Here is a 13,783-nt window from a genome sequence, read left to right as displayed (position 1 = left end):
TAAAAGGTGGGCAAGATGAATAAATTAGTTGATATATTTTGTGATGTCGATGATTTTTGTTATCAATTCTTATCTCAATGGGAAAAATACCTTGTTGAGGCTAGTGAGAGAAAAAGAAAACGTCAGTCAGTAATGTCTACTAGTGAATGTATGACTATTGTCATCGCTTTTCATCAATCAAATCATAGAGATTTCAAGAACTTCTATATCGGGTTAGTTCATCAATATTGGAAAGGATACTTTCCAAATTTACTTAGCCACACTCGATTTGTGAGCAAAATGCCTAGCCTAATCGCCCCAATGTGTGCCTATTTTCAATCTATCAAAGGTAAGCCGACTGGGATTGCTTTTGTTGACTCCACGAGTCTTAAAGTATGCCATAACATTCGAATTCCTCGCCATAAAGTCTTTGATGGTGTTGCGAAAAGAGGAAAAGGTACCATGGGATGGTTTTTCGGCTTCAAACTTCATTTATTGATTAACCATCTTGGAGAAATTATTTCGCTGAAAATCACAGCTGGCAATGTAAATGATAGGACTCCTGTACCTGATTTATGCAAAGAACTCTCGGGGAAATTGTACGCTGATAAAGGGTACATAGGTAAAAAGTTGAGTGAGAGCTTAAAGAACTCTGATGTCGATTTAGTGACTACCTCGCGAAAAAACATGAAAGCAAAAGAGATAAGTGCTTTTGATAAGGCTATGTTATCAAAGAGATACATTATCGAAACGATAAATGACCAATTGAAGAATATCTCTCAAATTGAACATAGCCGTCATCGTAGCGTGACTGGTTTCATGCTAAATGTAATTTCAGGCGTTGTGGCTTATTGTTTAAAAAAACAAAAGCCACGAATTAAGCTATCAGAATGTGAATTTGAACTAATCCTCGCTTAAAGCATGTTTTATCCAGAATTCAGGTTACTTAAGCATTGGTGCAACATTATAATGTTTAAAAGTGCGCTATAAGTCATATGTTGTTTGATGTCGTTAGATTTTAATTTTAAGTTAAATTTGATATAGTCTGGCCACATTTTTAGTCTATATCGACATCATATTCTCTTGTTTTATTGAGATTTATAACAGTATTTAAAAGTTAATGGATATAAACTGAATCGTTTCCAAGGATGTTTACTCATTAAGAGTAGACCAGAAAGTGAGGAATTAAGTCGTGCTTGAAGCTTATCGTAAACACGTCGCAGAACGTGCTTCTGAAGGTGTGGTCCCAAGACCATTAAATGCTGAGCAAGTAGCAGCATTAGTTGAACTAGTAAAAAATCCGCCACAAGGTGAAGAAGAACTCCTTCTTGATTTACTAGAAAATCGCATTCCCCCAGGTGTTGATGAAGCAGCTTATGTTAAAGCCGGTTTTTTAACTGCAATTACAACGGGTGATATTTCTTCACCATTAGTGAATCGTGAAAAAGCAGCAGAGCTACTAGGTACGATGCAAGGCGGCTACAATATTGATTCATTAGTAAGTTTACTTGATGACGTCGAATTAGCGCCTATCGCAGTTAAGGCATTATCCCATACATTATTAATGTTCGATTCTTTTTACGATGTAGAAGAAAAAGCGAAGGCTGGCAATGTCTCAGCTCAACAGGTTATTCAATCTTGGGCAGATGCTGATTGGTTTACAGCAAAAGAAAAAGTAGCTGAAAAAATTACCGTTAAAGTATTTAAAGTCACGGGTGAAACTAATACCGATGATTTATCACCAGCACCAGATGCTTGGTCTCGTCCTGATATACCTGTACATGCGAAAGCGATGCTAAAAATGGAACGAGAGGGTATTCACCCAGACCAAGAGGGTAGCATTGGTCCAATTAATCAAATAGAAGAAATGCAAAAAGATGGTATTCCACTGGCTTACGTTGGTGATGTTGTTGGTACTGGTTCTTCACGTAAATCAGCAACAAACTCAGTACTTTGGTTTATGGGTGAAGATATCCCATTCGTACCAAATAAGCGCACTGGTGGTGTTTGTTTAGGTGGTAAGATTGCGCCAATCTTCTACAACACAATGGAAGACTCAGGTGCACTACCGATTGAATTGAATGTTCAAGACATGAATATGGGTGATGTCATAGATATATTCCCTTATGAAGGTGTTGTTCGTAAAGATGATGCGGAAATTTCTAGTTTTAAGCTTGGAAAAGTATTGCTTGATGAAGTTCGTGCCGGTGGTCGTATTCCACTGATCATTGGTCGTGGTTTAACAAGTCGTGCTCGTACTTCTCTTGGTCTTGAAGAGACAGATTTATTTGCTAAACCCGTTGATCCATCGGTTTCAGATAAAGGCTACACTTTAGCTCAGAAGATGGTTGGTAAAGCTTGTGGAGTTGAAGGTGTTCGTGCTGGTCAGTATTGTGAACCTAAAATGACCACAGTGGGCTCTCAGGATACCACTGGCCCTATGACTCGTGATGAACTAAAAGATCTTGCTTGTCTTGGCTTCTCTGCTGATCTTGTAATGCAGTCATTCTGTCATACATCGGCTTATCCAAAACCTGTTGATGTTAATACTCACCATACACTTCCTGATTTTATTATGAATCGTGGCGGAGTTTCACTTCGTCCGGGTGACGGTGTTATTCACTCTTGGCTAAACCGTATGCTTCTACCTGATACCGTGGGTACGGGGGGGGATTCGCATACACGTTTCCCTCTAGGTATTTCTTTTCCTGCCGGTTCTGGCCTTGTTGCCTTTGCTGCTGCGACAGGCGTTATGCCTCTAGATATGCCTGAATCAATTTTGGTTCGTTTTAAAGGTGAGATGCAACCAGGTATTACACTGCGTGATCTGGTTCATGCAATCCCTTACTACGGTATTCAGCAAGGGTTACTAACAGTCGCTAAAGCGGGTAAAGTAAATGAATTCTCTGGTCGTGTACTTGAGATTGAAGGTGTTGAACATTTATCTGTAGAACAAGCGTTTGAGTTATCAGATGCATCGGCAGAACGTTCAGCGGCTGGTTGTACAGTTAAGCTTTCTCAAGGGTCAATTGAGGAGTACTTGAATTCAAACATTGTTATGTTGAAGTGGATGATTTCTGAAGGTTATGGCGATCGCCGTACACTTGAGCGTCGTGTGACTTCAATGGAAGAATGGTTAGCGAATCCAGAGCTAATGGAAGCAGATAAAGACGCGGAATATGCGCATGTAATAGATATTGATCTTGCCGATATTAAAGAACCAATTCTTTGTGCTCCAAATGATCCTGATGATGCTCGTTTACTTTCAGAAGTTCAAGGTACAGAAATTGATGAAGTGTTCATTGGTTCTTGTATGACGAATATTGGTCATTTCCGTGCCGCAGGTAAAATGCTAGAAGAGTTTAATGGCTCTCTAAGTACTCGTTTATGGGTTGCTCCACCGACGAAAATGGATAAAGATCAACTAATAGAAGAAGGCTACTACGGGATCTTTGGTCGTGCTGGGGTTCGTATTGAAACTCCGGGTTGTTCTCTATGTATGGGTAACCAAGCCCGTGTTGCTGATAAAGCAACAGTAATGTCGACATCAACACGTAACTTCCCGAACCGTTTAGGTAATGGTGCTAATGTTTATCTAGCGTCTGCTGAGTTATCTGCGGTTGGAGCGATTCTAGGTCGAATTCCAACGCAAGCTGAGTATTTAGAATATGCTCAAAAAGTGAATGCAACAGCAGCGGATACGTATCGTTACTTGAATTTCCATAAAATGGGTCAATACACAGACAAAGCAGATACGGTTATTTTTCAAGAACCTGCTTAATCTTTGTTTATAAATAAAAAAGCAGCCAATTGGCTGCTTTTTTATTGCGTATTATTTGATTCCACAAGGGTATATTTGGAGGTACTACATTATTTTTTTGCACTCATAGAATAAATAGAAGCTACGTTTCTTGCTGTATTTTCAACATTTATTGTTGCTTCTTTTAGTGCAATCTCTAATGATACAGAACGAGGGACGACACTAAATACCGCGTCAATCCCGTAATCATGAACAACAGCACAATCGTCAGATAAACAACCAGCAATGCCAATAACAGGTAAGTTATATTTTTTTGCGGTCCTGGCTACCCCAATTGGTGTTTTACCATGAATGGTTTGGCTATCGATACGACCTTCACCTGTAATGACTAAATCTGCATTAGATAACACATCACTTAAATTAACCGCGTCCATTACGATTTCGATACCAGGGCGAAGGGTGGCATCAAATAACCCAAGCAATGCAGCACCAAGACCACCAGCAGCACCTGCGCCTGCTATATCTTTAACGTCTTTATTTAGCTGTTTCTTCATGATGTCAGCGTAATGACTCAGATTATTATCAAGTTGGTTAACTATTTTAGGGGTAGCTCCTTTCTGTGGTCCAAAGACAAACGAGGCTCCTTTAGCGCCACATAATGGATTATCTACATCACAAGCGACTTCTAATAGAATGCTATCCAATCGAGGATCTTTATTACTCACATCGATAGTAACTAAGTTTGCTAATGAGCCGCCACCAAAAGCCAGATTATTGCCTTCTTTATCTAATAGTTTAATACCAAGTGCTTGAGCCATACCGATACCGCCATCATTGGTAGCACTGCCACCAATACCCACGATAATATGTTTTACGCCTTTATCTAATGCCGCTTTAATTAATTCACCCGTACCATAGGTTGTCGTATGTAATGGGTTGCGATGCTCAGGTGCAACAAGGTGAAGGCCAGAAGCTGCTGCCATTTCAACAATAGCCGTTTTCCCATCGCCTAATAAGCCATAAAAACCAGTGACAGTATTTCCAAGAGGTGCAGTTACTTGGCATTCAATAATGGATCCGCCAGTAGCATCGATTAGAGATTGAACTGTGCCTTCGCCTCCGTCAGCCATTGGGAGTTTTATGTATTCAGCATTCGGTAGCACTTGTTTAAATCCAGCTTCAATTGCGGTAGCAACTTCCATTGCGGTCAAACTTTCTTTGTATGAATCGGGAGCAATAACAATTTTCATAATAAAGCCTTATTAAACAAATAAACCAAAGACGCCAAAAATAAGAGTAGAGACGGTAGCGATCATTAGACCGACTGCTGATTCGTAAGGGATTAGTTTTAAGCGTTCTTTCATATCCATATGAACAGCACCGCCTGTCGCATGAAAGAAACTGCCGTGTGGCATGTGATCAAATACCGTTGCACCTGCATGAATCATTGCGGCACCAGCAAGAGCAGGCACGCCAAGCTCTAGGATAGTATGACTAAATACACTTGCAGCAACGGCAGTACCGGCTGTGGTTGATGCTGTTGCTAGTGACATCATGGCACCAGAAATTGGTGCTAATAAATAAGAAGGAAGACCAGATGCAGTTAATACTTCAATCAACCCTGATTTGAGACCTGAATTTGCAATGATACCAGCGAGTGTACCTGTACCTAGCAACATCACTGCAACGGGAGCCATTCGAGATAGACCGGATACTGCAAAATGGTTAGTGTCTTTAAATCGGCCCATTGCTAGAGCACCAAGTAAGCCACCAAGTGGAAGGGCAATTAAAGGGTCAACATTAATTCCTGCGATAGGACGTAAGGCAAGAAGGCTGATAGCAACAAGAGGGGCAACCATTGAAGCAACAAAACTTGGTAGACGAGAATGATCAACAGAGACGATTTCGTGTTCTTGAACTTTACTGCCTTTATTCACTAATTTTTTCGCAATAAAGTAAGCGAAAACGACGCCAAATAAACCAGGAATAACACCGGCAGCCATTACCGAAGTTAAAGGAACATTAAAGGCATCAGCAGCAGCAATCGCATTTGGGTTAGGTGACATCACATTACCTGCTTTACCGCCACCAACCATAGCTAATAGAATTGCCATTTTTGAAAGGTCAGCACGACGAGCAATCGCTAATGCAATCGGAGCAACGGTAATTACTGCTACGTCAACAAAGACACCTACGGCAGTTAAAATCATCGTTGCGACGGCGAGTGCGAGTAAAGCTCTGGTTTCTCCTACTTTTTTAACAATAGTTTCTGCTATCGAAGTTGCTGCTCCTGATTCAATCAGAACACCAGCAAGAACACCTGCTGCTAGAATTCGAAGTACTGCTGTAACGATACTTTGTGCACCGCCAATCATTAAATTTACAGTATCGGTTAAAGACACTCCACCAACGATACCACCGATAAGCGCACCAATGATCATGCCATACGCAGGCGGTACTTTTCTCAAAATGAGCGTAATTGAAACGGTGAGAGCGGCCAGTGCACCCAAAGTAGATACTTCGATCATATTAATGTTCCGTTTAATAATTAAGATGTCGGTAATCTATCGGTAACAACGATAATAAGCTTTAGACTAATGACCAAATTTAATTGACAGATAATCTATTTTATTGTGTAGATGCACAAAGTGTGACTTATTGTTCATGCATTAATGTCGCTAGATATAAATATGTAATTTCATTTATCTTATTGATATCTAAGCCTGTTTCTTTTTGTATGTTATCTAATCTGTATCGTAATGTATTTCTATGTATGTGGAGAGCATTGCAGGTTTGAGCTGAATCACAATTATGGTTAAAAAAAGCGTGGAGCGTTTTAAGTAATACTCCTTTTGAATCGTGAGCAGTAAGTTTTGTTATTGGCAGTTTCAATTGTTCCGAGCGCCAATCATCTGATTTGAGACCATTAATTAATACAGGAAGAACATTATCTTGATAAAAAAGAATTCGATTTTTTGAGTTTGCAGTGTTCATTGTGGCTTTTGCTGTCATATAGGACTGTGCAAGTCCTTCTATTGTTGGAAAATAATCACCGAGTGCTATTTTTATCGTAAATTTTTCATCATGAGAAATTCGTTGAAAAAGTTGGCGAATACGTTTTTCTTCATAAGTACGGTTCCAACCATTTTCAGTTAATGTGATTGGTTTCAAAACGACGACTTCATTTAATGTAACTGAACTAATAGCAACCAGATTATCTCGTTCAGGATATTCCAATAAATGGACAAGTTTTTGTAAGTGAGTCAGAGATAAATTTTCTCCTTTAAAAGAATCTACTTTTATAATTGTAGCTATTCTTGGTTGTTGAAGATCGAGTTCTAACCGCTCTGCAATAGAGTTGAGTTGTTGTGTATTTAAATCTGAAGGTTGAATTAATTGCAGTACTAATTCTTCTTTGTGCCTTTTTGACCACTGTATTTCAGTCATTAAAGCCGCTTGTTCTATGATGAGTTCTGCGGTCATTTTAACGAGTTCACCATATTGTTGTATTTCGCAAAGCTTTCCAGAAACGCCAACAGCACCAATAACCGTATTTTGAAAAATAATAGGGAGATTTATTCCCGCTTTTACACCACGTAATTGTAATGCGGTGGCGTTATCTATTTCGACGATTCTATTTTCATTAATCGCTAAAATCGCACCCTCATGACGACAGTGTAATCTTGTTTGGTCACCTGAACCGATAATCACGCCGTATTCATCCATGACATTGACTGAATGCTTAATTATTTTCATTGTTCTTTCTACGATTTGTTTCGCAATGATAGTGGTTAACTGCATTATAAAATCTCGTTAATCATAAGGTGAAGCTACGGTTAGCTATAAAAAAAGCAGGGATGGGATTATACTGAAAGAAAATAGCTCAACGTTATCTTTGATTTTAAACGTGTGAGTTAACGCCAATATTATCGCTAGGGTATCCAATGGATTACGAATTTAAGAAAAACACACTTGATGGCACTTATCATGCAAACTTTTCGATGGGACATGAGGCGATGGGTCGTTGGCTGGTTGAAGACGTAGCGAAGGATACAGAATTATTGGCTGAATTATATAAACAGATTGCAGCAGTAAAAAATACACAAGATGAATGGAAACTGTCAGGAAAGGTAATGACATTGGTTTTGACTGACCAAGAGGTTATTGTGCAGGAAAATGCATTATTTGAAAATTCAGAAGAAGAATTTGAAGAAGATATTCATATATACGATGATGAATGTATTTCTGTTTGTGGATTAGAGGACTTTGAAACGATGCTTCAAAGTTGGGAAGCATTTATTAGACGTTTCTAATTCGCGTTATTATTGCTCATTATTCGGGAAAGGCTGCACTTATTTAGTGCGGCCTTTTTTGTTTTAAATAAAGGCGGATTATAACTTGTTGATTGTTATCTGTTTAAAAGTTGGCACACGAATTGGATTGTTAATTATAAGTTACAAATAATTCGAAGGATTGAATCATGAAAATAATTAATGCCATTATTAAACCATTTAAGTTGGATGATGTTCGTGAGGCGCTAGCGGATGCAGGGGTTGATGGAATGACGGTCTCTGAAGTAAAGGGATTTGGTCGTCAAAAAGGACATACAGAACTGTATCGTGGGGCTGAATATAAAGTCGATTTCTTACCGAAAGTAAAATTGGAAATTGCAGTTCAAGCAGAACATGTAGATAACATCATTGACGCCATTGTGAAAGCGGCTCATACCGGAAAAATTGGTGATGGTAAAATTTTTGTTTATGACCTTCAGCAAGCGGTACGTATTCGTACTGGTGAAACTGACACTGAAGCACTTTAAGGATAGAGGACAATAATATTATGGAACTTTCAATTACAGTATCAGAACTTCGTTATGCCCTTGATACCTTCTTCTTTTTAATGTCTGGCGCTCTTGTTATGTGGATGGCCGCCGGCTTTGCAATGTTAGAGGCTGGTCTGGTTCGCTCAAAAAATACCACTGAAATTTTAACTAAAAATCTTTGTTTGTATGCGATAGCTTGTACAACATACTTAATTGTCGGTTATAACATTATGTATGTTGATAATGTGAGTGGTGGTTTTCTACCTTCATTCGGAACATTAATTGGAACTCAAGTAGAAGGTGCAGATCACTCATTAGAGTCTGATTTTTTCTTTCAAGTTGTATTTGTTGCGACGGCAATGTCAGTTGTTTCTGGTGCCGTGGCTGAGCGAATGAAGCTATGGTCTTTTTTAGTATTCTCTGTGATTTTAACCGCGTTTATTTATCCGATGGAAGGGTATTGGACATGGGGGGGTGGTTTCTTATCAGAAGCTGGGTTTAGTGATTTTGCTGGTTCAGGTATTGTTCATATGGCAGGGGCTTCAGCGGCATTAGCCGGAGTATTATTGCTCGGTGCACGTAAAGGTAAATACGGTAAGAAAGGTCAAATCTATCCAATTCCAGGATCTAATATGCCATTAGCAACATTAGGTACTTTTATTTTATGGTTTGGTTGGTTTGGTTTTAATGGCGGCTCTCAATTGATGATTTCTGATTTTGAAAATGCGACAGCAGTCGGCCAAATCTTCTTAAATACGAATGCAGCCGCAGCTGCAGGGGCGATAGCTGCGTTATTTGTGTGTAAAATAACGTGGGGAAAAGCCGATTTAACAATGGTATTAAATGGGGCGTTAGCAGGTCTTGTTGCTATCACAGCAGATCCGTTATCACCTTCTCCTTTAGCTGCTGTTATTGTGGGTGCAGTTGCTGGAGCGTTAGTTATTTTTAGTATTGTGGCCTTTGATAAAATTAAAATTGATGATCCAGTAGGGGCGATTTCAGTGCATGGTGTTTGTGGTTTTTTTGGGTTAATGGTTGTGCCACTGAGTAATGCGGATGCTAGTTTTGGTGCGCAGTTATTGGGAGCGGTTGTTATCTTTGCTTGGGTATTTATAGCAAGCCTTGTAGTTTGGGCAATAATTAAAGCAACCATCGGAATTCGAGTTACAGAGGAAGAAGAACTAGAAGGGATGGATGTTCATGATTGTGGTATTGATGCTTATCCTGAGTTTGTCAGTGTGAAATAAACAGCATTGCTAATATGTTGTTACATAATTATTAACCTCAATGCGGTCGTATTGAGGTTTTTCTTCATAAAAGATGAGTCTGGTCATTGTCATTTTTAAATTCATTTGTATAATATCGATATCGATATTGATAAGTATTCTTATTACCATTTGTAACTAGAGATTTTAAAGGAATATCATGAAAAAGTTATTATCAGTTTCTGCATTAATTGCAGGCGTATTCGCACCAAGTGTTATGGCTGCAGAAGAAGTGAATGTTTACTCTTACCGCCAACCTTTCTTAGTTGAGCCAATGTTTAAAGAATTCACTAAAGAGACTGGTATTAAAGTTAACGTGAAATTTGCTAAGAAAGGGCTGGCTGAAAAATTGGCTCAAGAAGGTGAGTTAAGTCCTGCTGACGTTATTTTAACTACCGACATTAGCCGTCTTGCTGAATTAACGAATAAAAAATTAGTTCAACCTGTTGATAGTAAAACTATTGATGCGAACGTCCCCGCTCAATACCGTGACGCAGACGATGAATGGTTTGCATTAACACTTCGTGCTCGTAACGTGTATTCATCTCGTGATCGTGTGGGTAAATTAGGTGCTGATTTTGATTATGCTGATTTAGCTAACCCTGAGTGGAAAGGAAAAATTTGTACTCGTAGTGGTAAGCACCCTTACAATGTATCTCTTGTTTCTTCGATGATAGCTCATCATGGTGAAGCAGAAGCTAAAACATGGTTAGAAGGCTTAAAAGCAAACCTTGCACGTAAACCTCAAGGTAATGACCGTGCTCAAGTTAAAGCGATTAAAGAAGGCCTTTGTGATGTTGCTTTAGGTAACAGTTATTACCTAGGTAAAATGGTGAATGATCCTAAGCAAGTATCATGGGCTGAGTCGGTATACATTAATTTCCCTAACCAAAATACTGATGGTACACATGTAAACATCAGTGGTATGGCGATGGCTAAATATGCACCGAATAAAGACAATGCATTAAAATTAATGGAGTTTTTAACTGGTGATGTTGCTCAAGGCATGTACGCTGAAGTGAACTACGAATACCCAGTTAAGCCAAGTGTTAAACCTTCAGAGTTAGTGGCATCGTGGGGCGAATTTAAAGCGGATACTCTACCTTTAGATGACATCGCAGATAACCACACGAAAGCAATTAAACTTTTAGATGAAGTGAAGTTTGATCTTTAATTTGATATTTACTATTGGTGAGGTAACAATACCTCATCATTTTTAAAAGAGCCTTGTTGTTTAGGCAATGAAAGAAAAATTATTATTCTGGAAAACCAGTAGTTGGAGTATTTCTCTACTACTGGTTTTACCGATCCTAGCGATCTTATATACCGCCCTTGGTAATACTGATGACATCTTTACGCACTTATTTAATACGGTGCTACCTACTTACACCTTAAATACGGTGTTATTAGTTTTTGGTGCGATGTTCTTCTCTCTTATTTTAGGTGTTCCTTCCGCATGGTTTATGGCTATGTGTCGTATCCCATCAGCTTCAGTTTTACAGTGGGCACTTGTGCTTCCTTTAGCTATGCCTGCATATATTGTCGGTTATATCTATACAGACTGGTTAGATTTTGCTGGGCCAATTCAAATCCTTTTAAGGGATGTTTTTGGGTGGCAATCTTATTCTGATTATTGGTTTCCTGATATTCGGACATTAACTGGCGCGATTCTTGTTATGTCTCTTGTGCTGTATCCCTATGTGTATTTGCTTGCTCGTGCTGCCTTTATGGAGCAAAACATTAGCTTATTACAGTCAGCTCGTTTGTTAAAATGTACCCCGTGGGAAAGCTTTAAGCGTATATCGTTACCTTTAGCTCGACCTTCTATTGCTGTGGCTTTATCTTTAGTGGCGATGGAAGCTTTAGGGGATTTTGGTACGGTGAGTTATTTTGCGGTGAATACGTTAACTACCGCAGTTTACGATACGTGGTTAGGCTATTCCAATTTAAATGCAGCAGCGAAAGTATCAGCCTTCATGTTAATGGGCATTCTTTTATTGATCAGTGGTGAGCGTTATAGTCGTCGTAAGCAAAAAATGTTTCAAGAAAAATTTAATACGAATGAAGAGTTTCAATATGAACTTCATGGATGGAAAAAATGGGCTGCATTTATGTGGTGCTGGGGACTAGTATCTATCGCTTTTATTCTCCCTTTGCTGCAACTGATTAGTTATTCTATTGATTATTTTGACGAAAGTTGGACTGGTGAATTTCAGCAATACGCATTAAATAGTTTATATGTTTCATCCATTGCCGCGATCATTGCTGTGTTAATCGCTTTAGTTGTTAATTTTTTATACCGCTTGCATCCAAGCAGTAAGTGGAGTGTGGTCCCGATGCGTTTAGCTTCTTTAGGTTATGCGGTTCCTGGAACGGTACTTGCTATTGGTGTAATGCTTCCGATGATTAGCTTAGATCATTTTGTTAATGATGTATCTAAACAACTTGGTTTTGGTGTGATTGGATTAGTTTTTTCAGGTTCTATTTTTGCGCTGATTTTTGCTTCTGTTGTGCGATTTTCTGCCGTTGCTATTGGCTCTATTGAAAGTAATTTAAATAAAATCCCACCGTCATTAGACATGGCATCGCGCACTTTAGGTTGTGGAACATGGTCTATGCTACGTCGAGTTCATTTCCCATTAATTCGTCGTGGTTGTTTAATCGCTGGCTTATTGGTCTTTATTGAAACCATGAAAGAGTTGAATGCTGCACTATTGCTGCGCCCATTTAACTTTGAGACTTTGGCAACATATGTATTTAATTTTGCTTCTGATGAGCAATTAGAAATTGCAGCGATGCCTGCGGTATTATTGGTTTTGGTTGGATTGATCCCATTGATCATTGTTAACCGTTCTTTGGAGCGACATCATTAATGAACTCTGCACTATCTATATCTAATTTAACTTGTAGTTACCATGATCAGAATATCCTAACTCAGTTATCATTAACGGTTGAATCCGGTGAAATTGTTTGTTTGCTTGGTGCTAGTGGTTGCGGTAAGACGACATTATTAAAAGCTATTGCTGGTCTTTTACCCTTGTCGGAAGGTGAAATGAACCTTAATGGAAAAGTCATCACAAACAACAAGACGTGGTTGCCACCAGAGCAACGTAATATTGGGATGATCTTCCAAGACTATGCACTATTTCCACATCTTACCGTAAGCGAAAATATTGGCTTTGGATTAAAGGACTGGGAGAAGGTGCGGGCGGCAGATAAAGTCGAATCAATGCTTAACCTTGTTCATTTAAGCGGGTTTGGTGACCGTTACCCACATCAATTATCTGGCGGTCAGCAGCAACGTGTTGCAATTGCAAGAGCGTTAGCCAGCGAACCGGATCTTCTATTATTGGATGAACCCTTTTCTAATATCGACACTCAAGTTCGACATGATTTAATTAAAGAGATCCGCCGTATTTTTAAAGCTCAGGGTGTAACCGCTATTTTTGTGACTCATAGTCGTGAAGAGGCATTTGCTTTTTCTGATAAATTAGCAGTAATGAATCACGGTGTGATTGAGCAATTCGGTAGTGCTAATGATTTATATTATTCACCAAACAGTCGTTTTGTCGCTGACTTTTTAGGTGGTGGATCGTATGTATCAGGAATGATTCAACAAGATGGAAATATTGATAGTGCCGTAGGTTTGATTTCTTGTGGTCGTAGTACTGAAGATACGAATAAAAAAGCAGATGTATTACTTCGTCCGCAAAATATTACGTTGTATCGTGATTCAAAAGGTACTGCTATTGTTAAAGAATTGCAGTTTATGGGGGATACTTGTCGATACGTAATTGAAGATGATGGGACGCAATTAATTGGAGTGTCTAATGATTCTTTATCTAATGGTGAGAAAGTGAGAATTGATATTAAACCTCATTGCCCAATTGTATTTCTTCAAGAGAACAACTAAGTATTTAAAACAAAAAGAACCCAGCTAATCGACTCAAGAATTAG

The 13,783-nt window shown here is 38.9% G+C and carries 11 protein-coding genes; 8 read left to right on the top strand and 3 right to left on the bottom strand.

Features of this window, described 5'->3' with window-relative positions:
* Window positions 1–15 precede the first annotated feature (15 nt).
* Both VSAL_RS13570 and acnB read left to right on the top strand, forming a co-directional pair.
* A complete protein-coding gene (locus VSAL_RS13570) occupies window positions 16–897 on the top strand; it encodes an IS982-like element ISVsa6 family transposase (protein WP_012549007.1) in 882 nt (293 codons plus the stop codon).
* Window positions 898–1,171: 274 nt separating this feature from the next.
* Complete coding sequence (gene acnB / locus VSAL_RS13565; protein ID WP_012551064.1) at window positions 1,172–3,760, top strand: bifunctional aconitate hydratase 2/2-methylisocitrate dehydratase; 2,589 nt, start codon at window positions 1,172–1,174, stop codon at window positions 3,758–3,760.
* Window positions 3,761–3,849: 89 nt separating this feature from the next.
* Here acnB and VSAL_RS13560 read toward each other — a convergent pair whose 3' ends face one another.
* The 3 genes from VSAL_RS13560 to VSAL_RS13550 form a co-directional block, all read right to left on the bottom strand.
* Window positions 3,850–4,989, bottom strand: coding sequence for a glycerate kinase (locus VSAL_RS13560; protein ID WP_012551063.1), 1,140 nt, complete (start codon window positions 4,987–4,989; stop codon window positions 3,850–3,852).
* A 12-nt stretch (window positions 4,990–5,001) separates the two neighbouring features.
* Window positions 5,002–6,267 (bottom strand): GntP family permease, encoded by a 1,266-nt coding sequence (locus VSAL_RS13555; protein WP_012551062.1) that lies wholly within the window; start codon window positions 6,265–6,267, stop codon window positions 5,002–5,004.
* A 127-nt stretch (window positions 6,268–6,394) separates the two neighbouring features.
* The gene (locus VSAL_RS13550; protein ID WP_012551061.1) at window positions 6,395–7,540 is read right to left on the bottom strand and encodes a sugar diacid recognition domain-containing protein; all 1,146 of its coding nucleotides are present in this window, start codon (window positions 7,538–7,540) and stop codon (window positions 6,395–6,397) included.
* Between the two features lie 143 nt (window positions 7,541–7,683).
* Here VSAL_RS13550 and VSAL_RS13545 point away from each other — a divergent pair, with 143 nt between their 5' ends.
* From VSAL_RS13545 to VSAL_RS13520, 6 genes are all read left to right on the top strand, one after another.
* On the top strand, window positions 7,684–8,052 hold the full coding sequence (locus VSAL_RS13545) for a YacL family protein (RefSeq protein ID WP_012551060.1): 369 nt from the start codon (window positions 7,684–7,686) through the stop codon (window positions 8,050–8,052).
* 167 nt (window positions 8,053–8,219) lie between these two features.
* Window positions 8,220–8,558: a P-II family nitrogen regulator gene (locus VSAL_RS13540; protein ID WP_012551059.1), complete on the top strand. Its 339-nt coding sequence runs from the start codon at window positions 8,220–8,222 to the stop codon at window positions 8,556–8,558.
* Window positions 8,559–8,578: 20 nt separating this feature from the next.
* Window positions 8,579–9,808 (top strand): ammonium transporter, encoded by a 1,230-nt coding sequence (locus VSAL_RS13535; protein ID WP_012551058.1) that lies wholly within the window; start codon window positions 8,579–8,581, stop codon window positions 9,806–9,808.
* Window positions 9,809–9,986: 178 nt separating this feature from the next.
* Entirely contained in the window at window positions 9,987–11,000 is a 1,014-nt protein-coding gene (locus tag VSAL_RS13530; RefSeq protein ID WP_012551057.1) for a Fe(3+) ABC transporter substrate-binding protein, read from the top strand.
* Between the two features lie 67 nt (window positions 11,001–11,067).
* Complete coding sequence (locus VSAL_RS13525) at window positions 11,068–12,699, top strand: ABC transporter permease (protein WP_012551056.1); 1,632 nt, start codon at window positions 11,068–11,070, stop codon at window positions 12,697–12,699.
* Window positions 12,699–13,739, top strand: a complete 1,041-nt coding sequence (locus tag VSAL_RS13520) for an ABC transporter ATP-binding protein (RefSeq protein WP_012551055.1) — start codon at window positions 12,699–12,701, stop codon at window positions 13,737–13,739. Before VSAL_RS13525 ends, VSAL_RS13520 begins: the two co-directional genes overlap by 1 nt.
* Window positions 13,740–13,783 lie beyond the last annotated feature (44 nt).

Source organism: Aliivibrio salmonicida LFI1238 (genome assembly GCF_000196495.1).
GTDB classification, from domain to species: domain Bacteria; phylum Pseudomonadota; class Gammaproteobacteria; order Enterobacterales; family Vibrionaceae; genus Aliivibrio; species Aliivibrio salmonicida.
The sequence above is the reverse complement of the archived record's forward strand: the minus strand, read 5'-3'. Positions and strand labels throughout refer to the sequence as shown.